The following is a 23,824-nucleotide window of genomic DNA, read 5'->3' on the forward strand; positions in this document are numbered from 1 at the left end:
ATATCCACGCATCCAAGCAGGCAGACACATCGACTTGTCCGCTTGGCATACCTCTTTACATTGTATCGAACGGGAGGCGGAAGGGCAAACGCTGACACAATCTATTCACGGAAAATTCGTTGATATACGACATTATTTTTAGTAAACTATCTACTAGTCCGTCCTAGTTTCTACTAATGAAGCATGATATATAATAGGAACACAGGGCGGCGAAGAAGAAGAGGTGAAGGGCTGCAATGCTTGAATTAATTCCGGTTTTGGTACTGATGATATTGTTTTTCGTCATGATGTTCGGTATAGGCTTTATCCTGAACATGCTGATGAAAACGACCTGGTTTCCCTGTTATTTATTCGTGATCGTTGTTCTTCCCCTGGTGGTGTACAGCTTGTGGAGTCCGGAGGATACAACACTTCTTGCCCATATAGGTTCATTCCAGCTGGTCGATTATTTAACCGGTGTGGCTGGTTTAGGCGGAGCTTTTTTAAGCGGCTGGGCGATTCATGTTCTGCGGATCAAGGGGTTCAAAATGTTCTAGGGATCTTGTGCCATACTGTGGCATCGGCGGCTCACCCGAAGGGGAGGGTCGTTTTTATTTTCGTTTTTATGATAGAATAGAGGCAGTCTATTTTGAGCAGATGCTGCTTGAATGACTGGGAAGGAGCTGACACCATGCGCATGACTAATTTCTTGCATTTTACTGAAAACCACCGTTACTGCGTATATCGCGACTTCTGCCTGAGTGGTTTGGATGACAAAATGCTCAGTTCCATATATCAGCCTATGGTTGGCGCGTTTGCCGTCAGTCTGTATCGCCTTTTGGGCACACATGTGCCTGTGGAAAAGGTAGGCTACTCTAATATCGAGCAGCAGCGAAGGCTGTTTCTGACCTTGGGACTTGAGCCCAGCGAAAAAGGACGGCGATATTTAATCGAACAAACGTCCAAGCTTGAAGCGGTGGGACTGCTGCAAACCAGCCGGCTTTATGTGCCTGAAACGGATGATTATATTTACGAATATGAGATGCAGCCGCCGCTGTCGCCATCTGAGTTTTTTAATACACAGCATCTGACACTGCTGCTGCGCGACAAGGTTGGCAAGTTCACGGTATTGGCGCTTCGTGAGCAGCTGTGGAGCAAGGAGCCTCAGGAATGGAGCGGTGTTTCTTTAAATAAAGAGAATATCTCTGTCCCTTTTTATGATATTTTTGAACTGAATACACATGTCATCGATTACGAGCTGGAACAGGCGCTGACCGAGGTAGAAACTCCCAGGAAGCAGGCGGTTCCAGTGATTCAGCAGGCCGAGGGCCTGAATTATGCCGATATTATTCTCCGGTTTCCCCGCGAATCCAAAAACAGGGTGTTTGTGGAGCGGCTGCGGTATGATCATGAGCAGATGGGCATCGTGAACTATGTTGTCCGCAAATACGAGCTGAACGTGCAGGATATCTGCCGCCTTCTGGATGAGGATGGCATCTTCTCCAGTACGGGAGACGTGATGCTTGATGATCTTCAGCACAGGGCGAGCCTGCATTTTCGTCAAGGCATGAAGCTGCAGGAGAAGCGGCAGGTAACCGCAGGCAAGGTGGTAGCCCTGCATCAGGAGCTCAGTGCTGACTCCGGCGAGCCTGCTGAAGAACATGCTGTTCAGATGGAGTACTATGTAGAAGTGCCGATTCAGTTTCAGTCCAAGTGTGATATTCACCAATATAATATGATGCTCCGCAATGAACCGTATACCCGATTGCTGCAGACGTTTTTTCCGGGCTCGGTGCCTGTTCATTTTATGGATATGTTTGAAAAAATCGACCTCAGCTACAAGCTGCCGGGCGAAGTCATAAACGTATTGATTCATTACTTGATGTCTCTCATCGCCGCAGGCGGTGAACAGCGCATCAACCGCAATTTTGTCGAGGCGATCGCCTCCAACATGCTGCTGAAGCAGGTCAACAGCTATGAGAAAGCCGTCCAGTATATTCGCGACCAGGCCAAGAGCAAGGGCAAACAGGCGCAAGCCGCTTCGCGCACGCGTACATACGTCAACGGAGGGAAAGGCAAGCCGGACATTCCGGTCGTGTCCACCTCCGCATCAGGAGAGACGGTGACAGAAGAGGAATACGAAGAGATGATGAAGCTGGCTGCCGAAATGCAGACCAGCAAGAAAAAGGGATAGAGTATCTGCATGAAGAGAAAGGAGGGGACAGTCATGGAATCTCTGGGAGAACTGCTGGACAGCATGAAGAGTCCGGCCTTCCGCCGCAAGTCTGATGAAATTGCCAAGGAGCTGCTGGAACATCCGCTGGTCCGAAGCCTGAAAGAGCAGCATCCGGAGCTGACTGAACAGGTGCTCCGCACCAACTTGAGCAGGGTGTATCAGTATGTCGGGGATCACAATAACTGTGAGCACTGCCCGGGGCTTGAGCGTTGTCCGAATGATTTTCAGGGACACTACAGCAAGCTGGATGTTCAGATCGTGAACGGTTCGCCGGAGATTTATGAACGAAAGGCACCGTGCTCCCTGCAGATCTCGAAGACCAATGAGGACCAGATCCGTAAGCGGATCCGCAGCTTTTATGTGGATGAACGTGCGCTGGAGGAAGGGTACAATGAGGTTGAGATCATGTCCAAGGATCGCCTTCGTGCTCCTGCAGTCCATCAAGTATTCAGGTATATCCGCGATACGAGAGAGAACGGATTGTCTCCGAAGGGTTTGTTCCTGACAGGATCGTTTGGGACAGGAAAGACTTTTTTGATGTGTTATCTGCTGCATGAGCTGGCGAAGCAGGGGTTTACCGGAGTCATCGTGTATATGCCGGAGTTCATGGAAGATTTGAAATCCATGATGCAGGATAACAGCAAGCTGAAGGAAACGGTAGAAACGATGAAGCACTGCGACCTGCTCATTTTTGATGATATTGGAGCGGAAAATCTGAATCCCTGGGTTCGGGACCATGTGCTCGGCTCCATATTGAACTTCAGAATGAACCGCAAGCCGACATTTTATACGTCCAACTATCGGCTGGATGGCCTTGAGAAGCATTTGAGCTTTACGAGCAAGGATGGGGAAGAGGCTCACAAAGGACAGCGTCTAATGAACCGGATTTCGCCATTCGTCGATGTAGTGCAGCTGTTTGGAGAGAATCAGCGGGGATAGAGCAATAGGACAATCCAGATAAAAAGAGGGGTATCCCGCAAGATCCAGGATCTTGACAGGGTACCCCCTCTTTTTTCGTGTGAGACCTTATGGAGACATTAACTGAAGATGAACTTCACAATAACCATAGCGAAGAATACGATGAACATGAAAATAAACATGCCACCGAATCCAAGCATCAGGTCGAAAAAGTCATTGCGCGGTTCTTCATTCACATGTTCCCGAGGATCTACTGCGTGCACGTTTACATCCATGGTGCTGCCTCCTCAAACTGCCGGATGATGGGTGTAGACCGATCATCCAGTTGTTACTAGTAGTATACTCAATGCATTGTTCATTTGTAAAGAATAGAGAAACAGCCGGGTGCGTGTACATGTTTCGCAATCGACTCAATGGTGTGGTATACTATAGTGGTCAGCTTAGACATAATAGTCTAGGCACCATTTTATTGTGAGATCCCTGTAAGGAGGAGATATTCATGGCTATCGTCAATGTATCCGATCAAACCTTTGCAAGTGAAGTGGAAGGTCAAGGAACGGTTGTAGTTGATTTTTGGGCGCCTTGGTGCGGTCCTTGTAAAATGCTTGCTCCGATTCTGGATGAATTGTCCCAGGACCTCGGTGATGATGTGAAAATTGCGAAGGTAAACGTGGATGAGAATCCTGAGTCTGCATCGCGTTTTGGCGTAATGAGTATTCCTACCATGATCTTCTTTAAAGACGGCCAGCCTGTCGATAAAGTCGTAGGACTCAACTCCAAAGAAGCCTTGAAAGGCATCATTGCTAAGCATCAGTAAGCATCTTTAGCAAGGATGAAGTGTAATCATACAGCGCCTTCGGTTTTTTCTGCCGGAGGCGTTTTGTGTGGATGAAGGATGAACATGGTGTGATCCCATATTTCCCCCTTGGAGAGGAGGAGAAGGATGGAAGATTTTGCGCGTAAGCTTCAGGAACAGGAGAAAGCCATGGAGAAGATTCGCAACAAGCTGGCATTGCTGCCTGATCTGTCGGGATGTTACCTGATGAAAAACGGTGAGGGCACCATTATATATGTGGGCAAAGCGAAGGTTTTGAAAAACCGCGTGCGTTCCTATTTTACCGGGAGCCATGATGGTAAGACCCAGCGTTTGGTTTCGGAGATCCGTGACTTTGAATACATTGTAACCGCAAGCAATATGGAAGCGCTCATTCTGGAATGTAACCTGATTAAAGCGCACCAGCCGCGTTATAATGTCCTGCTCAAAGACGATAAAACCTATCCATATCTCAAAATAACCTATGAACCGCACCCCCGTCTAAAAGTGACACGGAAGGTGCTTAAAGATAAAGCTAAATATTTCGGACCTTATCCGAACGCCTATGCGGCCCATGAGACGAAAAAACTGCTTGATCGCATGTATCCGCTGCGGAAGTGTGATGTGATGCCGAAGGATGTCTGTCTGTACTATCATATGGGACAATGTATGGCTCCTTGTGTGAAAGAGATTCCCAAGCAGGCCTACGAGGATATTACGAATGAGATCCGTGCTTTTCTGAGCGGCGGTCATGAAGAGGTCAAAAAAGAACTTCAGCGCAAAATGGAAGAAGCCGCAGAGGAACTCTATTTCGAGCGCGCCAAAGAGCTGCGGGATCAGATCATGCATATCGATGCCATTATGGAGAAGCAGAAGATCACGACGGCCGATACCCGGGATCGGGACGTGTTCGGTTACTGGGTCGATAAAGGCTGGATGTGTGTGCAGATCTTTTATATGCGGCAGGGGAAAATGGTTCAGCGCAACGCATCGGCATTTCCGTATTACGGGGAAGCCTACAGCGACTTTCTGTCGTTCGTTGCCCAGTATTACAGTGACAATCCTGCGCTTCCGCAGGAAATTCTTCTGCCTGTTCCGGAAGAAGCGGATGACCTTGCTCAAACCGGGACACCGGCTGCGGCAGCTGAAGCTGAGCATGAACCGGGACGAAACGCGGAACATGACGCCGACCTTGTCGTGAACAATGAAGATACAGATGCCCCTTCAGACCTTTTGGATGAATCAGAAGACAGCCTGGATAACTCAGATGAATCAGCCAGTACCAAGGCTGACTTTAAACCGGATCTTACCGGGGCCGTGGATCCGGCAGGAGCGGCTTCTGCACTGCAGGAGTGGATCGGCGTAAAAGTGCTTGTCCCGCAGCGCGGCAAGAAGCGTCAGATGGTCGGCATGGCTTCCCAGAATGCGAAGGTTGCACTGGATGAGAAATTCCGCCTTATTGAACGAGACGAAGAGCGTACGACGGTGGCAGCGGCGAATCTGGGGGAATTGATCGGTTTGGAGAAGCTGGACCGGATCGAAGCCTTTGATAACTCCAACATTCAGGGGTCCAATCCGGTATCGGCGATGGTCGTATTTATCGACGGCAAGCCGGCCCGAAAGGAATACCGGAAATACAAGGTTCGGTCTGTCGAAGGGCCGGATGATTATGAGACCATGCGGGAAGTGATCAGGCGCCGCTATGAACGGGTGCTGAAGGAGAACCTGCCGATGCCGGACCTGATTGTCGTCGACGGCGGTAAAGGCCAGATATCCGCAGCTGTGGATATTCTGGAGAACGAGCTGGGGTTGTTCATTCCGGTCTGCGGTCTCGTGAAGGATGCCAAGCATAAAACAGCACAGCTGATGGTCGGCGACCCGCCGGAGCCGGTGGCGCTGCCCCGCGACAGCCAGGAGTTTTACTTGCTGCAGCGCATCCAGGACGAGGTGCACCGGTTTGCAATTACCTTTCACCGCGATCAGCGGGGGAAATCCATGGTGACCTCCAAACTGGACGGAATCCCCGGCATCGGAGAGAAACGGCGCAAGCTGCTGCTGAAGCATTTTGGCTCCATCAAGAAAATCAAGGAAGCCAGTATCGAGGATTTCCGGCCATTGTCCATCGGCGACAAGCTTGCCCGTGAAATCTTAAAGGCCCTTAATGATACCGTAAGTGAAGTTTAAGAGTCTGTCGCTTAACTTTTTATTGGATGGCACGGCAGTGGAAACTATATGTGAGACAAATAAACAAGGCTCTGCATCACGCTTCGCGGCGCGGCAGAGCCTTGTTTGTTAATTATATAGACTGAACTGAAGATAAAACCCTTCTGTAGCGGAGGTGACAAGTGATTCTGGAGAGGCGCTAGACGGTGCTGCCGCCAAAGCTTTTCTGTTTCGGCTGATGATATTTGAAGATGACCAGTCCCACAATGGCGGGAAGCAGCATATAAAAGATGCCTGTCAGCAGGTTGGCCGTTCCGCTCATCATGGCCAGGCTGAAGCCCATCAGAATGCTGTTAAACACGACATGTGCAAACATGACAGCCAAGTACCCGTATCGCAGAAATATAAAGCTGAACAGCAGGCCGATCACAACCAGCTCAATGGGCCTTGAGATGATCGGGTAAATTGGATACAGCGTATGACCCAAAGCCCAGATGATGGAGGAGATCAGGCTGGCAGCAAATGTGCTGCGGAATATTTTTTTGAGCATCTTGATTCCGAACATTCGAAATACAGCTTCCTCCATAATACCGGCCAGCCAGGCCATTAACGGAAATAGAAAAGGATACAGCATGTTGTACGGAGACTGCTCCGCATCGGTGGTGGACCAGGTGTTCAGCGTCAGGCCGAGCACCACAAAGATGATTGACTGCACACCCATCAGGATGAAAGCCCACAAATATCCGAGCTTCATGCTCTGCAGGACGTAGCGTCCATAACCCGGTTCTTTGCTTCGGGGCCATGGGTTAAGACTGTTCTCTTTTTGCCACAGGCCGCTGCCCCCTACTAATGCAAAATATACCAGGGCGGAGAAGATCAGCGAGTAACCGCCGTAGAAGAGCATCACGCCACGGATCATGGAAGACGACATTCCCTCGGATTCATACAGCGGCATCAGGTTATACACATTCAGCATTTGAATGATGAACACCAGGATGGCCAGAAAGATTCCTCGTTTAAAGGAAGTGTGTGCCCGTGTCTTTACACTGTATACAATCGAGAGTTTCCCCAGGACCAGGGTCAGCAGGCCGTATCCGAGAAATGTGAGGAGCGTCGCCTGAAGTGTCTGCCGCTCTACATATTGGGTATGGGCTGCCGGAACAGAGAAACCGGGTTCGTACGATCTGAGCTGATTGTTCTCATATGTAAATTTCAATTCTAATACGGCATCGCCAACGGAAGCTGACGGATCTCTATAAATGAGCCCGGGGTCTCCTTCCTGCGTAACCAGTGTAAGCTTGGACGGATTATAGCCAGCCCGCACCACCCATGGCTCCGCAAGTGTCTGTTTCTGCGTTAGCGTCATATCGCCTTCGATCGCAAGCAGCATCTGCTGCCGTACTCGCTCTCCCTGAAGAAGCGCTCCTTTATAGCTGGAGTCCTTCAAATCGTAAATGAAACCCGAGATCGCCCCTGTCTGCATGTGCACATCGATATTCAATGCCGTTCCATCCGGCTGTTCAAAACGGACCCGATATACGTCATAGGGGTATTTATCTTTATACTGCTTGTTGTACTGCTCCAGCTGACTTTCCTTCGTCAAATATCCATAGAGACCGGATCGCGTCTGGTAGCTAACGACGGGACTCTGGGTACGGTCTGGTGTAAACGAGATCTGCTCGTTGACGAAGCGTTCCGCCGCTTCAGCTGCCTCTGTCTTGCTGATGAGGTTAGGATTGGAAGCCTCGGAATTAATCCCGGGAATGACCTGCAGAATCAGAAACAGAAAACATCCGATGAGCGCCATAGTGATCAAGGGCTTAAAATCAGGCTTCAGGACAAGCGGGGTCCCTGAACGGTTCATGTCTTACCTCCTTCGTATCTATATTGTGGACAGGACCTAAAGCCAATATAACATATTATGAAACAGGGGTAGGGGTTATCCCTTCTTTGAGAAATGAAAAAGAAGCTGAAAAAGCGGGAAAACTTACGAAAACCTCAGAAAATCATATGCTATTATTCATGAATATGCTCTATTTGCTGCTTTTTTAAAGGAATTCAATTAAAAATGGCTTTGGGATTTCACGGCCCTTGCGTTATAATCACTTCATGTCAACACATCATATGAATTGAATATACCAGCCGAATTTCGAATTGAAAACGGGGGAACCATGTAATTGGGGTGAATTTCGCAAAGCAAGTCAGCGAATAGGGCAGCCTGTGATATGCCCGAATCCGTCAGCTAACCTCGCAGGCTGTGTGCACAGGGACCTAGGCTTGTTTTTTAAAGGCATTGGATTTCCAGTGTCTTTTTTATTTGCGACTTTGTAGTGGGGTGAGAACGTTGATAAAAAAAATGAAATGGTTCCATCTGTCGCCGCCGCAGGTTCTGGTGACCGGCTTCGGCAGTATAATCCTCATAGGGACCATTCTGCTCATGCTCCCCATTGCGAGCGAAACTGGCGAGTCTTTGGGATTTATGAATGCTTTATTTACAGCCACTTCCGCCACGTGTGTAACAGGGCTTGTCGTCGTGGATACGGAAACCTTCTTCAGCACATTTGGAGAGGTGGTTATCATGCTATTGATGCAGATCGGCGGTCTCGGATTCATGACGATGGCAACCTTGTTCGCCCTGGTCCTGAAGCGGCGCATTTCCCTAAAGGACCGGCTGCTGCTGCAGGAGTCCATGAACCAGTCTTCGATTGAAGGGATCGTACGCCTGATCCGCAGAGTGCTCTTTTACTCTTTGATCATTGAAGGTGCGGCTGTTATTCTCTTCTCGATCCGTTGGGCGTTTGATATGCCTTTTGGAAGGGCCGTTTACTATGGGGTTTTTCATGCCATAAGTCTGTTTAACAATGCTGGATTTGACTTGTTCGGCGGCTTTAAGAGCTTGACCCAGTATGTAAATGATCCATTAGTGAATATTGTTAGTATGTTTTTGATCATCGCCGGCGGCATTGGCTTTGTTGTTATGTCAGAGCTGGTGGATTTCAAAAAAAAATTAAAGCTGTCTCTGCATTCCAAAGTTGTTCTCTCCATGTCGGGCACATTGATCCTAATTGGTGCGGTCGTAATTTTTATATTCGAGTTTACCAATACCAAGACACTGGGCTCTCTGGGATGGGGAGGCAAAGTATGGGGGTCTTTCTTTCAGTCGGTGACCCCAAGAACGGCAGGTGCCAATACACTGAATATTCCGGATCTCCGGCAGGCCTCACAGTTTTTCATCATCATCCTGATGTTTATCGGGGCTTCACCAGGCTCCACGGCAGGCGGTATCAAGACGACGACCTTTACGATCATGATTGGTGCGGTCATCGCAATGATTCGCGGACGCGATGATATTGTTCTCTTTCGTTATCGTCTGGCCCAGGAACGCATATTCAAGGCACTTACGATTTCACTGCTGGCCCTTCTGCTGATCGTCACCGTCTCGATGATTCTTTCTACCACTGAAGATGCCAGCTTCTTGACCATACTATTCGAGACGACGTCCGCGTTCTCAACGGTAGGATTATCTATGGGGCTGACGACGGAACTGTCGCTTTTTGGAAAGCTGCTTATCTGTGTGACGATGTTTGCGGGGCGTGTGGGTCTCCTGACGCTGGTATTTGCATTGGGTCCAAAGAAAGGAAAAGAGCTGTACCGCCATCCGGAAGGTAAAATGATTATAGGATAAGGGGATAGAAATGTATGAAACCAAAGCAGTTTGCGGTGATCGGCCTGGGACGCTTTGGCTCCAGCCTCGCGCTGGAGCTGATGGACCTTGGCTACGAGGTGCTCGGCATCGACCGGGATGAGGAAGTGGTAGAGGATATGAGCGATCTTCTGACACACACGGTAGTTGCGGATGCAACGGACGAGGAGGTCCTCAAATCACTTGGAATTCGTAATTTCGATTGCGGGATTGTAGCGATCGGGGATGATATTCAGACCAGTATTCTGACAGCTATTCAGTTGAAGGAGCTGGGCGTCGCCACCGTAGTTGCCAAAGCGATTTCCGTACTGCACGGAAGGGCGCTGGAGAAGCTGGGGGTAGATCGGGTTATATTTCCTGAACGAGATATGGGAATCCGGGTGGCCCATCAGCTGGTGACACCGAATCTGCTGGATTATATGGAGCTGTCCAAAGATTATCTTCTGGTAGAGATGACGGTAACTGATTGTATGAATGGCAAAACATTGAGTGAGCTGAACACACGGACACGGTATGGCGTAAGTATTGTGGCACTGAATCAGCGCAAAGGGATTATTGTCGCGCCTACAGCAATGGATGTTGTCAGTGCTGGGGATATCATGGTGGTCATTGGCAGCAAGGAGAACATTGACCGTTTTGAAGGAGAAGTCGTCAATACTTGATATCACACGTGAGAAAGCGGCCTTCACATTTGCGCGTGAGTAAGGCCGCTTGATCATGTATTCTTGTTAGCCGGGGGTTGGACAAGATCAGTGGCTCTTCGTATTCTTCAACCGCCGTTCTTCTTCCAGTTTACGAAACAGTGCCTCGGTCTCGGCAATCCAGCGGCTGGCTGCACTGCTGAGCTCGGAAGCGTCACCGTAAATGAGGCTGGTCGTTCTGCGGGTTTCGATCAGGGCGGGGATATGAATGTCCGCAAGCCCGTTGTCTTTCAGCAGCTGGGGCCTCAAATACGATTTGGGCAGCAGAGCCGCAGCCTTGCATGTGGGCAGCAGACGGACAATTGCTTCAAATGAATCGATTTCCATCCGGATATCCGGCATGATCCCCCAGCGGTGAAAGAGATCATCGGTCAGTTTACGGTACCAGGTACCTGTGGAAAAGATGATCATCGGCAGTCCCTGCAGATGCTGCATCCCTACTTCGGCGGCTTCAGCTAGCGGGTGACCCTCAGGCAGTACCAGCTCCAGGTGATCATCAAACAGCGGAATACAGTTCAGTCCCTGCTGGTTAATAGAAGACGCCACAATACCCACATCGACCCGTTTGTCACGGACAGAAGATACGATTTCATGGGTTTTGCCGGTGATGAGCTTGATTTCGGCAGATGGATGGCGCTCCATAAAGGCATTGACCAGCGGCGGCAGTGTGGTCTGCAGTGTCGTCAAACTTGCCCCCAGGGTAATGGTGATTTGTTCACCTTCCCGATAATGGGCAAGCGTCTGCATGAAACGCTGTTGATTTTGACGCTGCTCCAATGCGTAAGTATAAGCAAGCTGGCCAATGGAGGTCAGTTCCAGCCGTTTGCCGCGGCGATTGAACAGCTGGACACCCAGCTCGTCTTCAAGTTTGGAAATTTTGCGTGACAAGGCAGGCTGAGACAGATTAAGCAGCTTGGAAGCTTTATTCAGGCTGCCCTGTTCTACGACAATGGAGAACACGTCCAATTCGTCGAACAATCTATTCACTTCCTTATATAATAGTAAAAAGTACGTTATGCGTGTATATTATAACGATTAATAATTATATTGCAATTCCATTATAAGAAAAAAAAGAGTAACATGAAATGTGACACATGATGTTCACAGTGATAGAATTCATGAAAACGCTACACACATTGAAAGGGGAACGTCCACTGATGAATGGGTATTATTCCAGAAAGCTGCATTCCTTGCTCGGCATTATCCCGCTCGGAGCTTTCTTCGTCGAGCATTTGCTGACAAACTATCAAGCTTTCGAGAGAGGCAAAGAAGGATTTGACAGTGCGGTCAACTTCCTGAACAGCATGCCGCTGGTATTTTTCCTGGAGCTGTTTCTGATCTGGCTGCCGCTGCTGTATCACGGCGTCTACGGTTTGTACATCGCATATCAGGCCAAGAACAATGTAGGCCATTATAATTATTCCCGCAATATCCGTTTCACATTGCAGCGGATTACCGGTGTTCTCACGTTTGTATTCGTGATCTGGCATATGTATGATACCCGCTTTCAGGTGGCGATTGGTCAGATAACACACGAGCAGCTGGGCGGAGTTATGCATGAAATGGTGACCAACCCGTTGATCTTCGCACTTTATGTGATCGGTATCATCTCTGCTTCCTTCCACTTTACGAACGGCCTGTGGGCTTTCATGGTGAGCTGGGGCATTACCGTAGGACCAAGAGCACAGCGGATATCCTCCTATATCTGCATGGGGTTATTCGTCATTATGAGTGTGATGTTTATTATGGCACTGACTGCATTCCGCGGATCCGAGTTCCAAGAAGTTTCCGCTATCGGCGAAGTAATTCAAACAGTTTTAAGTTAAGGGGAGTGACATAAAGAATGGCATCTAACATTATTGTTGTGGGCGGCGGCCTGGCTGGCTTGATGGCGACAATCAAGGCAGCGGAAGCAGGAGCCCATGTTCATTTATTCTCGCTGGTTCCCGTTAAACGATCCCACTCTGTCTGTGCACAGGGCGGCATCAACGGGGCAGTAAATACTAAAGGGGAAGGCGACTCTCCCTGGGAGCATTTTGATGATTCTGTTTACGGGGGCGACTTCCTGGCGAATCAGCCACCAGTAAAGGCGATGTGCGATGCCGCTCCAGGCATCATCCATCTGATGGACCGTATGGGTGTTATGTTTAACCGTACACCAGAGGGACTGCTGGATTTCCGCCGTTTCGGCGGTACCAAGCATCATCGTACGGCTTATGCTGGAGCAACAACAGGACAGCAGCTGCTGTACGCTTTGGATGAGCAGGTTCGCCGCTGGGAAACCGCGGGTCTCGTCACCAAGTATGAAAACTGGGAGTTCCTGAATGCAGTTATCGATGATAACGGCGTATGCTGCGGTATCAATGCACAGGACCTGCGCAGCATGGAGCTTCGTGCTTTCCGCGGAGATGCAGTCATCCTGGCAACTGGAGGCCCTGGCATTATCTTCGGTAAAACGACGAACTCGGTCATCAACACCGGTACGGCGGCCAGTGCCGTTTACCAGCAGGGCGTACACTATGCCAATGGCGAATTTATTCAAATTCACCCGACGGCGATTCCAGGGGATGACAAGCTGCGCTTGATGTCCGAATCCGCGCGTGGTGAAGGCGGACGGATCTGGACCTATAAAGACGGTAAGCCTTGGTACTTCCTGGAAGAGAAATACCCGGCATACGGCAATCTCGTTCCTCGTGATATTGCAACACGTGAGATTTTCCACGTATGTGTGGATATGGGCCTTGGTGTTAACGGTGAGAATATGGTTTATCTTGACCTGTCACACAAAGATCCAAAAGAGCTGGATGTGAAGCTTGGCGGCATTATCGAAATCTATGAGAAGTTTATGGGTGATGATCCGCGTAAGATTCCAATGAAGATTTTCCCGGCAGTTCATTATTCAATGGGCGGCATGTGGGTCGATTATAATCAAATGACGAATATTCCGGGGCTGTTTGCAGCCGGGGAATGTGAATACCAATACCATGGCGCGAATCGTCTTGGAGCGAATTCTCTAGTGTCGGCGATTTACGGCGGTATGGTAGCAGGTCCGAAGGCGATCGAATACGTGAAGGGACTCAAGAAGTCTTCTGAAGACATTTCATCCAGCGTATTTGACCGTGCTGTACAAGAGCAGCAAGCCAAGTTCGACGGTCTCATCAACATGCAGGGCACCGAGAACGCCTATGTGATTCATAAAGAGCTTGGAGAATGGATGACCAACAATATGACGGTTGTTCGCTACAATGACAAGCTTGAAGCCACGATCAGCAAGATCAAGGAACTGAAGCAGCGCTATGCCAACATCAATATGACGGATACTTCCCGCTGGAACAACCAGGGCGCTGCCTTTACACGTCAGCTGTGGAACATGCTGGAGCTCGCAGAAGCGATGACACTTGGCGCGCTGCTTCGGGATGAAAGCCGTGGTGCGCATTACAAACCGGAATTCCCTGAACGGAATGACGAGAAATACCTGAAAACCACGAAAGCCGCATGGACACCGGATGGACCTCAAATCTCGTACGAAGAGGTTGACGTATCCTTGATTACGCCGCGTATCCGCGACTATTCAAAAGATAAGTAAGAAGGGGGATTTGACATGGCTGAAACAACTGCGTCCTCGAAAAACGTCAAGTTTATTATCACTCGTCAGGACAGCCCGGAGTCGAAATCCTATACAGAGGATTTCGAAGTTCCCTACCGTCCCGGCATGAATGTCATTAGTGCGCTGATGGAAATTCAGCGTAATCCGAATAATGCTCAAGGCCAAACGACCGCTCCGGTATGCTGGGAAGCCAACTGCCTGGAGGAAGTCTGCGGAGCCTGCTCCATGGTGATCAACGGCAAGCCGCGCCAGGCCTGTGCCGCTCTGGTCGACAAGCTGGAGCAGCCGATCAAGATTGAACCGATGAAGACTTTCCCGGTTGTACGCGATCTCGTGATCGACCGTACCCGGATGTTCAATGCGCTGAAGAAAGTCAAAGCATGGATACCGATCGACGGTACTTACGATTTGGGTCCAGGACCGCGTATGCCGGAGAAAAGACGGCAGTGGGCGTATGAGCTCTCCAAATGTATGACCTGCGGCGTCTGCCTGGAGGCTTGCCCGAACGTGAATGAAAAGACCGACTTTATCGGTCCGGCTGCCCTCTCCCAGGTTCGGCTTTTCAACGCCCATCCTACAGGCGAGATGAATAAAGAAGATCGATTGGAAACACTCATGGAGGACGGCGGGATTGAAGGCTGCGGTAACTCGCAGAACTGTGTACGCTCCTGCCCTAAAGGCATTCCTTTGACGACTTCCATTGCAGAATTGAATAAAGATACGACCAAGCATCTATTCAAACGGTGGCTGGGCGTATAAACCTAACCAAGCAAACAGGCACTTGACCGGATAACGGCCAGGTGCCTGTTTGCTTAACTTACGGAAAAATTCCCAGAGTCCATGGCCTCGCAGAAGGGTAATAATAGAAATTAATCTATGAATAATCCGACAGGGAAGGAGGAGGGCATTTGACTTGGTGGATGTGGTTGATCAATATTGTAGGACTGGTTACGCTTGTCGTTGTTTTTTATAACATTGACAAACGGTGGTCCAGTAAGCCGATATTGCTGGCACCGCTGCTCATTTATATTGCCATTTCTCTAGAAGATCTGGTAGGCTTGATCGATCTTAAGGAAATTGTACCGGGAGAAGGCGGCATGCGTGTGATCATCCTCCTGTTCACGTTAGCTTCCGCAGCATTTTATATACTGTATATTTTTCGGAAAATTGCGGAATCGGTACATAAAGAAATTACGATCCGAACGACATTGATCCGAATCAGCTTTGCTGCGCTGACATGTATCCTGTTCTTTACTTTAGTGTACATGTCCATTTACAAGTTATTCGGCAGGGAATCCTTTGTCGGGGAAAACTTGGGCGAGGATTCTTTGAGCCAGTTTATCTCTTTCTTCTACTTCAGTGTCATCACCTTTGTTACCGTCGGTTACGGAGATGTGGCTCCGGGTGACAATACCGCTCGTTTGGCCGTCATTATTCAGATCGTCTTCAGTTTTGTTACCGTCGGTTATGCGTTGTCCATGCTGGGAACACTTCGGCAGATATTCACGCCAGGTGAAGATGATCCGGATGAAGCTGTGAAGAAGGAGCAGGAGGAGGCTGCGGAGAAGGAAGAACAAGAGGAAGCAAAGGAGTCGTGAAGGAGATGAGGGGAAATCCGGGAGTGAATCACGATCCGCATTCAGGGTCCGACAGCCGCTCCGGGAAGATGATGACACGGCGTCAGTTCCTCAAACGGAGTATGGGGACTGTGGCAGCTGCAGGGCTGCTGAGCGCGGGGTACGGGACGTTCTGGGAACCGCGCAGAATCGAGACCATCCGGCTGGTATTGAAGCAGAAACGTCTTCCTGCTGCCTTTAATGGATTGAAGATTGTGCATTTTAGCGATTTGCATCTAGGTTTTCCTTTATGGGCGGAGGAAGCGGAGCATGTTGTCTCTTTGATTATGAAGGAGAAGGCTGATCTGATTGTATTTACCGGTGATATGGTGGACGGGGAGGCAGAGGCGGTAGATTCATCTATGAAAGCCTTGTCTCAGCTGAAAGCTCCTTTGGGCGTGGTGTCGGTTCTCGGGAATCATGATTACGAGAATGACCGTTATCTCATATCACGCCAGCGGGAAGCGGGTTTTACGGTGCTGCGCAATGCACACGTCATACTGGAGCGAAGCAATCAGCGCATGGCGGTGGCCGGACTGGATGACTGGCTGCTGGGTGATCCAGATCCCGAAGAGGCGCTCCAGGGAGTACCTGATGGCATGTATACATTGATGCTCATGCATGAGCCCGACTATGCGGGGATGGTTTCAACCTTCCCTGTGGATCTTCAGCTCTCCGGCCACAGTCATGGCGGACAAATCCGCCTGCCGGGTATGGGTGCCGTCATTACGCCTTCCGGTGCGAGAAGGTATATTCAAGGGTTATATGAAGTAGGAGACTCTCATATGAAGCTGTATGTGAACAGGGGAATCGGAACGACCCGGCTGCCAATGCGGCTGTTGTGCAGGCCGGAATTAACCGTAATCACACTGCAAAGAGACGATACCTAAAGTTTGTCACACAATTGAAATATAGCTGTTACGTAACTCTAACAGCAGTAGGGTAAGCTTATCACATGACCCCCTTTTGAGAATATATAATGCTTTTGGGACCCGAGTAATCGGGTCCTCTTTTTTTGTCCGCATATAAAAAAAGCTCCCGCTCCTCAAGGAAGAGGCACGGAAACCTTCTGCATTTGTTTATAATACACCCATTCTGTATATCCAATCTCTTTCAACATCACGGCAACCTGTTCAAGCTCATCACCGACCCTGGACGGAATGTGGGCATCCGAGCCAAATGTAACTTCTACGCCATAATGATGCGCCCGTTCCAGAATGGCATGAGATGGGTACCAGCCGCCGCACATTTTGGTTTTACCGGACGTATTAATCTCAATCGCTACCCCGCACTCTGCGATAACCTGAAGTGTATCATCCAGGGCTTGTTCTGCCGCAATATCCGAGAATGATGGATAGTTGCCTTTCATAGCATCGATATGGCCCAGGATTTGAAACATGCCATTTCTGGCGGATTGAGAGATCAACGCGTAGTATTCCTCTTTATGCGCGATCTTCTCTTTAGTGCTTAACCCTTTCCAGCGGTTCTTGTTGAAGATGCTGACGCCACCGACCTGATGAACCGATCCGATGATGTAATCAAAAGGGTATTGTGACAAGGTATCTCTGTAAACTTGAGCATGCTGCGGGAAGAAATCGGACTCAATCCCAAGAAGCACATCAATTTTGCCTTCATATTCTTTTTTTAGCTGTAAAACTTCGTGTACATAATTCGCGATCTCACTTTTGCCCATGGCGATATAGGGAAAAGGCTGTTCCTCGGGGCTGCCGAAATAGGGTGTATGATCGGAAATGCCAATGACCTGAAGTCCGGCGGCAATTCCTGCTTCTATATAATCACGAATATTTCCATCTGCATGGCCGCAGCGGAAGTGATGCGTGTGCAAGTCGAATTTCATATTGATTACGGTCCTTCCTGAACTCTGCGCTTGGCAGACTCGTATATTAAACCATTATTCACTGCTGATAAACTGGTTTTCAGGCATGCCTTTTAAATCACTTAAAAATTGACGCATAGCGGAACTGACGTATCTGCCGCTTTTGTAGATGACGCCGACAGGATGACTGACCTCAAGCTCCGGGATGGGCACAATCTGAAGACTGCCGTTGCGCAGCTCCTTCGATACCGATTGTTTGGATAGGATGCCCGCACCCATATTGATCTCAACCATTCGTTTGATTTCCTCGCTGCTGGACAGCTGCATAATGACTTGAGGATCAATATTATGTTTTCTCATGACTTCATCTGCAAATCTTCGTCCCACTGTATCCTGGGTGAGCATGATCAGCGGCGTATGGCCCAGTACTTCCATACCGGCTTTATTCTGTTTGGCCAGTGGATGCTGCGGAGAAACAACCAGTTCAAAAGAGTCGTAAAACAGGATGGATGAATTAACATTGGGATTGCGTTCAATCAAATAACCGATTCCAATGTCGATCAGGCTGTTTTCAACACCGTGGTAAATTTGTGAGGATGCCATGGATTGAATCGTAGTTTTAATATTTGGAAACTGATCCTGAAAATAAGACAGTACGCGGGGCAGAATTTGTATGGCTATGGAAGTGGTCGTCCCAAGACGGATATGCCCTTGAGGGGTTTGATCCAGATCCGATAGACGCTGCTTCATCTCGTCGACAATCCGGAGAATATGTTCGGCGTGTTCCACAAATACTTGCCCCCGGTCAGTCAGCGTTACGGGCTGGCTCCGGTCGACAAGAACCGTTTTGAATTCCTCTTCCAGACTTTTGATTTGGGCCGAAACGGCAGGCTGGGTAAGATTGAGCAGTTCTCCCGCTTTGCGGAAGCTCATCGTCTTAGAGATGGTGATCAGTGTTTCCAGTTGACTGATGTTCATGGCCTTCCTCCTGTCTAGATCTATTCCTGCTCGCCGGTATACGATAACAGTATTCATAAATTATAGGTGATTATGAAAAAAGGGGCAAACCTATTAACTGCGGCGAAAAAAATCCGATAATAGTAGAGACTGTTCTTTTGGAACTACTACTAAAGACCCTGATAAAACGGTTTACTCCGTTAAGATATCGGTTATTGTACTTTAGAGTGCAGTTTTTGTCGTTAATTTATGATGATTTATTAAAGGGTATCCATTATAATGACATTACATCGTTAATGGGACTTTGGAACCCGGACTAAGAACCCAGACAGGGGGCAATCAGTAATGAAAGCGGAAGTCATTAACCCATTTTTGGAATCGGCCAGGCATGTCATCGAGCAGGTGATTCAAGTTTCGCCATCCACAGGAAATCTCGGGGTTAAAGAGATCACGCTGGTTCATGATCATATCTGGATCATGATCGGCATGACAGGACAGATGAGCGGTGATATCGTTTTCGGTTTGAATGAGCAGGTTGCTCTGCGTATGGTATCGGCTATGATGGGCGGCTATGTGTTGACAGAGATGGACGAAATGGGCCAAAGTGCGATTTCGGAGCTCGGCAATATGATCAGCGGCAATGCCAGCACGATTCTGTCCAATCAAGGCGTGAATGTGGATATCACTCCGCCGCAGGTCATCCGTTCAATGAACTTCAATGATTTTTCCATGAAAAAGGCTTTAAGTATTCCTTTAGTGATGGAAGGGATTGGAGAGCTGGATATTCAGGTCATGATCTCTTAAAATAAAGGGATCACAGCCATGTGTACCGTAAAGGCGTAGGCAAGCCTTCCGGCAGGCTGCAGGGAGGAATAGAACATCGTGCTTACTAATAAAGTTGTAGTCATCACCGGAGCGTCCAGCGGAATCGGCGCGATCTTGGCAGAACAGCTCTCCAGAAACGGCGCTCATGTCATATTGACAGGCAGATCGGAAGAGCGGCTGAGAGAGGCTGGAAAGAAACTCTCTGGAAAGTATGATGTCATTCAGATGGATATTAAGGATATGGCTCAGGTGCAGGCCGCTTTTGACACGATATACGAGAACCACGGGCGCATTGATGTGCTGGTTAACAACGCGGGATACGGCGTGTTCGAAGCTTTTCTTGAAACCTCTGAGGAGCAGTTTGAGGATATGATGGATGTTAATTACATGGGCATTGTCCGCTGCACACAGGCGGCGCTCCCCGGCATGCTGAAGCAGAGCAGGGGACAGATTGTCAACATTGCCTCGATTGCAGGCAAGATGGGGATTGCCAAATCCACAGCCTATGCCTCAACCAAGCATGCTGTGCTGGGACTCACCAATTCGCTCCGTCAGGAGCTGAGAGGAACCGGTATTACGGTCTCATCTGTGAATCCTGGGCCTATCAACACGCCATTTTTTCAACAGGCTGATCCATCAGGACGATATGTGAAAAATGTAGGCTGGTTTATGATGAAGCCGGAGTATGTCGTCTCCCAAATCCTGAAGCTGATTGTAAAACAGAAGGAAGAGATTAATCTTCCCAAATCTGCAGCTGCGGGTATGAAAATATATCAATTGTTTCCCCGTCTTGCGGATCGGCTGCTTCACCGCTGGATGGATCTGAAATAATACAGTTTCGTTCAGTTTAAATAACCGTTTGTATATGCTGGAGGATGTCTTCAAGTCCGGTATAGACAGACGGTTTTTATGTTTGCGTGACATGCAAAACCATGTTGCAAGGATCAGTTTTTCATTTCGTTTGGTGGGATGTTCTCTTTTAGCATATAATGAGACAAGAGTGAACAAGACTCGAAAGATAAAGGATGGAAAAATATATGACCTCAGAACTTACATTTCAACGTCTCGGGATTGCCGAAGACTTCGCGGAACGTCTATTAGAGCACGGAATTCAGGAACCCTCCCCTGTACAGGCGGAAGGTATTCCTCACATACTTGAAGGCAAGGACGTGCTGGCTACTTCACAGACAGGCACGGGAAAAACGCTTGCATATCTGCTGCCGGTGCTGCAGGGAATTGATACAGCGGGCAAGAACGTTCAGAAACTGATTCTGGCACCGACACAGGAGCTGGCTGTTCAGATTGTACGGGAAAGTGAGCGCTATGGGGAGGGCCGCGGGATCGGCGTACTCGGATTAATCGGAGGAGCCGCTGTCAAGCGTCAGCTGGAGAAGCTGAAGCAGCATCCTCAACTGATCGTTGGAACTCCTGGACGGATTCGTGAACTGATCGAGATTCGAAAATTAAAAATGCACGAAGTCAGCACTATCGTCGTTGATGAAGTGGACCAGGTGTTTAATCTGGGCGGTGCGGGAGATGTGGATCGGATTCTGAAAAGTGCCAAGCGTGACCGTCAGCTGGTGTTTTTGTCTGCGACTGTCAGTCCTCAAACGGCGGAGCTGGTCAAGCGGGAGATGGATCGTCCTGTCGAGATCGGTATTGATCCGGAGCTGCGAACGCCTGCGTCGCTGGAGCATATTTATTTTGTTGCAGAAGAGCGGGACCGGGTGGATATGCTGCGCCGGATTGTACGACATTATAAACCACAGCGGGCCATCGTGTTTGTGAACCAGACTGAAGATCTGGCAGAAGTGGAAGCCAAACTGAACTTTATAGGCTTGAATTCTGCGGCACTGTATGGCGATGCTGACAAAATGACACGCAGCCGCGTCATGAATGCTTTTCGGGAAGGCCGCACCCAGCTGCTGGTAGCCAGTGATGTGGCAGCGAGGGGACTGGACATTGAAGGCCTGGAGATGATCATTAATTATGATCCTCCAATCGATTCCGAACATTACACGCACCGCGCGGGACGTACCGGCCGCATGGGGAGAAGCGGTATTGCGATCACGATTGTAACCGACCGCCAAACCTTTATTATGCGGAAGTTCAACAAGGAGCTGGGCATTTCCATTGAAGAACGGGCCATGTTTGGAGGCAAAGTGCGTACGCCAAGATCGGAACGTTTTCCCGCAGGGAACAAGGGAACAGGCGGTGCCTCCAAGGCGCAGATTGCCGGAAAGCGTCCGGCAGACAACGAAGCGGCGGGAAGAACGTCTTCCGGAAGAGATTCAAGGAACAGTGATACAGGTCATTCCCTAGGCAGCAGGCCTTCAGGCGGCAGGAAGAAGACCGTCAAGCCTGCGGCTAAGGAACAGCCACAGGCGCCGCGGCAAAGTGACCGGCATCGCGACCGCAAGAATAAGGGCGCACCGAAGTGGCTGAAGGACAAATCCAAAGGCGATTAGAGGCGGGGGGGACTGATGATGAACGAACATCCGGTATTGTCCGTTAAGGAACTCAGCGGAGGGTACAGCCTGAACCGGCCGGTGCTGCATGATATTTCCTTTCATGTACAGCCGGGAGAGATGGTGGGTCTGATCGGGCTGAACGGAGCGGGCAAGAGTACGACGATGAAGCATATACTCGGACTAATGAACCCTCATAAAGGGGAGGTCACGGTGAAGGGCAGAAGCCGCAGTGATGATGCAGAGGGCTATCACGGAGCACTGGGATTCGTTCCGGAATCGCCGATTCTTTATGAAGAAATGACAGTAAGGGAGCATCTCGAGTTTACGGCCAGATCGTATGGAATATCGAAGGAGAATTATGAGAGCAGGGCGGCTGCTCTTTCCGGCATGTTCCGGATGGAAGACAAGATGGACAGCTTGTCCTCCCATTTGTCCAAGGGGATGCGTCAGAAGGTCATGATCATGTGTGCCTTTGTGGCAAGACCGTCCTTATACATTATTGATGAACCTTTTCTCGGTCTGGATCCGCTGGGGATTCGCTCTCTGCTGGACTTTATGGTGGAGATCAAACAATCCGGCGCCTCTATCCTCCTGAGCTCCCATATCCTGTCCACCATCGAAAATTACTGTGACCGGTTTATCGTGCTTCATCAGGGCCGAATCGTGGCTCAGGGAAGCCTGGAGAGCATTGCTCAAGAGGCAGACACGCCGGGACAGCCGCTGGAAGATATTTTTTATGCACTGACCCAAGGCGGGAGCCGCAAATGAATCTGAGCGAGCTGTTTGCCAAACGAAGGGGACAATTCTGGGGACAGGTGCTACCTTATCTAGGTTATGTTATTCAGAGCGGCGTAGCGGTCGTCTTCTTATTTCTGCTTATTGCGTTTTCAGCATGGTACACGTCTCTTGTCATGAATGTGCCGCCCGGACTGCCGATCCGCTGGATCATGCTGGCGATTCTGGTACCGCTGGCCGTAAACAGCAGTGTGCGTACATACCTGCGTCCGGCAGACACGGTGTTTCTGCTGCCGCAGGAACCTAGGATGGATATGTATTTTGCTAAAAGAAGGGTCAGCGGGGTTGTTTATAAACTCATGCTGCTCATGCTGGTTCTGATCACATTGTGGCCGCTGTATATACGCAGTGACGATCAGCCCAAGATGCTGCTGGCTACCGTGCTCTTGTTAGCGGTATTAAAGCGGTTGTCGAGTTGGGGAAGCTGGAGAGAGCAGCATATCGTTTCCAGACCGGCGGCAGCCGGCCTGCGCGTACTGAGATGGTGTATCATCCTGCTGTCGGCGGCTTCGTGGTTCTGGTATCCTGTCCTGCATAGTGTCATCTTTACCAGTTTGACTGCACTTGCCTATATCGCTGCCTGTTCTGTACCATCACGATATAAGGTGGCCTGGGAACGCCTCATTCTTCTTGAGAAACGTCATGCAGCCAGAGTCATGATGGTGCTGAGCTGGTTCGTCAATGTGCCTCAGGGAGAGCAGCGCGTGTATGCCCGTAAGTGGCTGTCACGCTGGGGCAGCGGTATTCCTTGGAACAAAGGGAGTGCATACCGCTTTCTGCTGATCAAAAGCTTGTCCCGCAGTGATGTCTTTGGAATTCTACTTCGCGTTCTGGTGCTCGGTGCTGTTCTGGTCTGGGTCACAAGAGACAGTCTCGCTTCGGCTGCTGTCTATCTGGCTGCGCTGATGATATCCGGGCTTCAGCTATCTTCTCTGCGGAAGGTACACAAAGAATCCTTCTGGCTGATGGTATACCCGCTTCCTGAGGGCTCACGTCATCACAATGAGATCAAGCTGTTATTTCAGGTGCAGCTGCTCTGGGCCGTGCTGCTCTGGCTGCCGCTGCTGTTCTCGATCATGTCGGATCCCGGATTTGTACTGGGCACTCTAGCGGCAGGTTTGTTAACGGTATGGCTGTTTCGAGCGTCGGCGATCCGCAGTGTGAAGAAGGAAGAAGCGGAAGAGGATCTGTAGTGGAATGCA

Annotated in this window: 22 protein-coding genes and 1 riboswitch; of the genes, 17 read left to right on the plus strand and 5 right to left on the minus strand. The window is 49.5% G+C overall.

Annotated features, from left to right (window positions below):
* Nucleotides 1-236: 236 nt before the first annotated feature.
* From HII30_RS07660 to dnaI, 3 genes are all read left to right on the plus strand, one after another.
* Nucleotides 237-536 (plus strand): YuiB family protein, encoded by a 300-nt coding sequence (locus HII30_RS07660; RefSeq protein WP_169504427.1) that lies wholly within the window; start codon nucleotides 237-239, stop codon nucleotides 534-536.
* Between the two features lie 134 nt (nucleotides 537-670).
* The gene (locus HII30_RS07665; protein WP_169504428.1) at nucleotides 671-2,173 is read left to right on the plus strand and encodes a replication initiation and membrane attachment family protein; all 1,503 of its coding nucleotides are present in this window, start codon (nucleotides 671-673) and stop codon (nucleotides 2,171-2,173) included.
* Between the two features lie 33 nt (nucleotides 2,174-2,206).
* Nucleotides 2,207-3,154, plus strand: coding sequence for a primosomal protein DnaI (gene dnaI / locus HII30_RS07670; RefSeq protein ID WP_169504429.1), 948 nt, complete (start codon nucleotides 2,207-2,209; stop codon nucleotides 3,152-3,154).
* 98 nt (nucleotides 3,155-3,252) lie between these two features.
* Here the strand turns inward: dnaI and HII30_RS07675 are convergent, their stop codons facing one another.
* Entirely contained in the window at nucleotides 3,253-3,408 is a 156-nt protein-coding gene (locus HII30_RS07675) for a YqzM family protein (RefSeq protein WP_169504430.1), read from the minus strand.
* A gap of 224 nt (nucleotides 3,409-3,632) precedes the next feature.
* On the opposite strand from HII30_RS07675, the gene trxA reads away from it, so the two are divergent.
* Both trxA and uvrC read left to right on the plus strand, forming a co-directional pair.
* Complete coding sequence (gene trxA / locus HII30_RS07680) at nucleotides 3,633-3,950, plus strand: thioredoxin (protein WP_169504431.1); 318 nt, start codon at nucleotides 3,633-3,635, stop codon at nucleotides 3,948-3,950.
* A 126-nt stretch (nucleotides 3,951-4,076) separates the two neighbouring features.
* The gene (gene uvrC, locus HII30_RS07685) at nucleotides 4,077-6,131 is read left to right on the plus strand and encodes an excinuclease ABC subunit UvrC (RefSeq protein WP_169504432.1); all 2,055 of its coding nucleotides are present in this window, start codon (nucleotides 4,077-4,079) and stop codon (nucleotides 6,129-6,131) included.
* Between the two features lie 178 nt (nucleotides 6,132-6,309).
* Here uvrC and HII30_RS07690 read toward each other — a convergent pair whose 3' ends face one another.
* On the minus strand, nucleotides 6,310-7,974 hold the full coding sequence (locus HII30_RS07690; RefSeq protein ID WP_169504433.1) for a CPBP family intramembrane glutamic endopeptidase: 1,665 nt from the start codon (nucleotides 7,972-7,974) through the stop codon (nucleotides 6,310-6,312).
* Nucleotides 7,975-8,240: 266 nt separating this feature from the next.
* A riboswitch (cyclic di-AMP (ydaO/yuaA leader) is annotated at nucleotides 8,241-8,382 on the plus strand.
* Between the two features lie 84 nt (nucleotides 8,383-8,466).
* On the opposite strand from HII30_RS07690, the gene HII30_RS07695 reads away from it, so the two are divergent.
* Complete coding sequence (locus HII30_RS07695) at nucleotides 8,467-9,795, plus strand: TrkH family potassium uptake protein (protein WP_169504583.1); 1,329 nt, start codon at nucleotides 8,467-8,469, stop codon at nucleotides 9,793-9,795.
* Between the two features lie 14 nt (nucleotides 9,796-9,809).
* Nucleotides 9,810-10,475, plus strand: coding sequence for a potassium channel family protein (locus HII30_RS07700; protein ID WP_169504434.1), 666 nt, complete (start codon nucleotides 9,810-9,812; stop codon nucleotides 10,473-10,475).
* An 87-nt stretch (nucleotides 10,476-10,562) separates the two neighbouring features.
* Here HII30_RS07700 and HII30_RS07705 read toward each other — a convergent pair whose 3' ends face one another.
* Nucleotides 10,563-11,492: a LysR family transcriptional regulator gene (locus HII30_RS07705; protein WP_169504435.1), complete on the minus strand. Its 930-nt coding sequence runs from the start codon at nucleotides 11,490-11,492 to the stop codon at nucleotides 10,563-10,565.
* Nucleotides 11,493-11,671: 179 nt separating this feature from the next.
* Here HII30_RS07705 and HII30_RS07710 point away from each other — a divergent pair, with 179 nt between their 5' ends.
* The 5 genes from HII30_RS07710 to HII30_RS07730 all read left to right on the plus strand — a co-directional run bounded on the left by HII30_RS07710 (nucleotide 11,672) and on the right by HII30_RS07730 (nucleotide 16,627).
* On the plus strand, nucleotides 11,672-12,340 hold the full coding sequence (locus tag HII30_RS07710; RefSeq protein WP_169504584.1) for a succinate dehydrogenase cytochrome b558 subunit: 669 nt from the start codon (nucleotides 11,672-11,674) through the stop codon (nucleotides 12,338-12,340).
* A 17-nt stretch (nucleotides 12,341-12,357) separates the two neighbouring features.
* Entirely contained in the window at nucleotides 12,358-14,100 is a 1,743-nt protein-coding gene (gene sdhA / locus HII30_RS07715; RefSeq protein ID WP_169504436.1) for a succinate dehydrogenase flavoprotein subunit, read from the plus strand.
* A 15-nt stretch (nucleotides 14,101-14,115) separates the two neighbouring features.
* Entirely contained in the window at nucleotides 14,116-14,880 is a 765-nt protein-coding gene (sdhB, locus tag HII30_RS07720) for a succinate dehydrogenase iron-sulfur subunit (RefSeq protein ID WP_169504437.1), read from the plus strand.
* A gap of 149 nt (nucleotides 14,881-15,029) precedes the next feature.
* Nucleotides 15,030-15,719 (plus strand): potassium channel family protein, encoded by a 690-nt coding sequence (locus HII30_RS07725; protein ID WP_169504438.1) that lies wholly within the window; start codon nucleotides 15,030-15,032, stop codon nucleotides 15,717-15,719.
* 23 nt (nucleotides 15,720-15,742) lie between these two features.
* Nucleotides 15,743-16,627: a metallophosphoesterase gene (locus tag HII30_RS07730; RefSeq protein WP_343045076.1), complete on the plus strand. Its 885-nt coding sequence runs from the start codon at nucleotides 15,743-15,745 to the stop codon at nucleotides 16,625-16,627.
* 155 nt (nucleotides 16,628-16,782) lie between these two features.
* On the opposite strand, the gene HII30_RS07735 is transcribed toward HII30_RS07730, so the two are convergent.
* Nucleotides 16,783-17,595, minus strand: coding sequence for a histidinol-phosphatase (locus HII30_RS07735; protein WP_169504440.1), 813 nt, complete (start codon nucleotides 17,593-17,595; stop codon nucleotides 16,783-16,785).
* Between the two features lie 54 nt (nucleotides 17,596-17,649).
* Nucleotides 17,650-18,552: a LysR family transcriptional regulator gene (locus HII30_RS07740; RefSeq protein WP_169504441.1), complete on the minus strand. Its 903-nt coding sequence runs from the start codon at nucleotides 18,550-18,552 to the stop codon at nucleotides 17,650-17,652.
* Nucleotides 18,553-18,876: 324 nt separating this feature from the next.
* Here HII30_RS07740 and HII30_RS07745 point away from each other — a divergent pair, with 324 nt between their 5' ends.
* From HII30_RS07745 to HII30_RS07765, 5 genes are all read left to right on the plus strand, one after another.
* Nucleotides 18,877-19,335 carry a chemotaxis protein CheX gene (locus HII30_RS07745; RefSeq protein ID WP_169504442.1) on the plus strand — a complete coding sequence of 153 codons (459 nt, stop codon included), beginning with the start codon at nucleotides 18,877-18,879 and terminating at the stop codon, nucleotides 19,333-19,335.
* Nucleotides 19,336-19,413: 78 nt separating this feature from the next.
* The gene (locus HII30_RS07750; protein ID WP_169504443.1) at nucleotides 19,414-20,187 is read left to right on the plus strand and encodes an SDR family NAD(P)-dependent oxidoreductase; all 774 of its coding nucleotides are present in this window, start codon (nucleotides 19,414-19,416) and stop codon (nucleotides 20,185-20,187) included.
* Between the two features lie 206 nt (nucleotides 20,188-20,393).
* Nucleotides 20,394-21,824, plus strand: coding sequence for a DEAD/DEAH box helicase (locus HII30_RS07755; protein ID WP_169504444.1), 1,431 nt, complete (start codon nucleotides 20,394-20,396; stop codon nucleotides 21,822-21,824).
* 18 nt (nucleotides 21,825-21,842) lie between these two features.
* Nucleotides 21,843-22,595 carry an ABC transporter ATP-binding protein gene (locus tag HII30_RS07760; RefSeq protein WP_169504445.1) on the plus strand — a complete coding sequence of 251 codons (753 nt, stop codon included), beginning with the start codon at nucleotides 21,843-21,845 and terminating at the stop codon, nucleotides 22,593-22,595.
* Nucleotides 22,592-23,815: an ABC transporter permease gene (locus tag HII30_RS07765; protein WP_169504446.1), complete on the plus strand. Its 1,224-nt coding sequence runs from the start codon at nucleotides 22,592-22,594 to the stop codon at nucleotides 23,813-23,815. The genes HII30_RS07760 and HII30_RS07765 overlap by 4 nt, the downstream gene beginning before the upstream one ends.
* Nucleotides 23,816-23,824 lie beyond the last annotated feature (9 nt).

The sequence above is a fragment of the Paenibacillus lemnae genome, from assembly GCF_012933385.1.
Taxonomy (GTDB): Bacteria; Bacillota; Bacilli; order Paenibacillales; family Paenibacillaceae; genus Paenibacillus_AQ; species Paenibacillus_AQ lemnae.

Excerpts from the sequence above, each read along its gene's own strand:
- HII30_RS07660 (WP_169504427.1), top strand. The coding sequence starts at position 237 with ATGCTTGAATTAATTCCGGTTTTGGTACTGATGATATTGTTTTTCGTC.
- HII30_RS07665 (WP_169504428.1), top strand. The coding sequence starts at position 671 with ATGCGCATGACTAATTTCTTGCATTTTACTGAAAACCACCGTTACTGC.
- dnaI (WP_169504429.1), top strand. The coding sequence starts at position 2,207 with ATGGAATCTCTGGGAGAACTGCTGGACAGCATGAAGAGTCCGGCCTTC.
- HII30_RS07675 (WP_169504430.1), bottom strand. The coding sequence starts at position 3,408 with ATGGATGTAAACGTGCACGCAGTAGATCCTCGGGAACATGTGAATGAA.
- trxA (WP_169504431.1), top strand. The coding sequence starts at position 3,633 with ATGGCTATCGTCAATGTATCCGATCAAACCTTTGCAAGTGAAGTGGAA.
- uvrC (WP_169504432.1), top strand. The coding sequence starts at position 4,077 with ATGGAAGATTTTGCGCGTAAGCTTCAGGAACAGGAGAAAGCCATGGAG.
- HII30_RS07690 (WP_169504433.1), bottom strand. The coding sequence starts at position 7,974 with ATGAACCGTTCAGGGACCCCGCTTGTCCTGAAGCCTGATTTTAAGCCC.
- HII30_RS07695 (WP_169504583.1), top strand. The coding sequence starts at position 8,467 with ATGAAATGGTTCCATCTGTCGCCGCCGCAGGTTCTGGTGACCGGCTTC.
- HII30_RS07700 (WP_169504434.1), top strand. The coding sequence starts at position 9,810 with ATGAAACCAAAGCAGTTTGCGGTGATCGGCCTGGGACGCTTTGGCTCC.
- HII30_RS07710 (WP_169504584.1), top strand. The coding sequence starts at position 11,672 with ATGAATGGGTATTATTCCAGAAAGCTGCATTCCTTGCTCGGCATTATC.
- sdhA (WP_169504436.1), top strand. The coding sequence starts at position 12,358 with ATGGCATCTAACATTATTGTTGTGGGCGGCGGCCTGGCTGGCTTGATG.
- sdhB (WP_169504437.1), top strand. The coding sequence starts at position 14,116 with ATGGCTGAAACAACTGCGTCCTCGAAAAACGTCAAGTTTATTATCACT.
- HII30_RS07735 (WP_169504440.1), bottom strand. The coding sequence starts at position 17,595 with ATGAAATTCGACTTGCACACGCATCACTTCCGCTGCGGCCATGCAGAT.
- HII30_RS07740 (WP_169504441.1), bottom strand. The coding sequence starts at position 18,552 with ATGAACATCAGTCAACTGGAAACACTGATCACCATCTCTAAGACGATG.
- HII30_RS07745 (WP_169504442.1), top strand. The coding sequence starts at position 18,877 with ATGAAAGCGGAAGTCATTAACCCATTTTTGGAATCGGCCAGGCATGTC.
- HII30_RS07755 (WP_169504444.1), top strand. The coding sequence starts at position 20,394 with ATGACCTCAGAACTTACATTTCAACGTCTCGGGATTGCCGAAGACTTC.
- HII30_RS07760 (WP_169504445.1), top strand. The coding sequence starts at position 21,843 with ATGAACGAACATCCGGTATTGTCCGTTAAGGAACTCAGCGGAGGGTAC.
- HII30_RS07765 (WP_169504446.1), top strand. The coding sequence starts at position 22,592 with ATGAATCTGAGCGAGCTGTTTGCCAAACGAAGGGGACAATTCTGGGGA.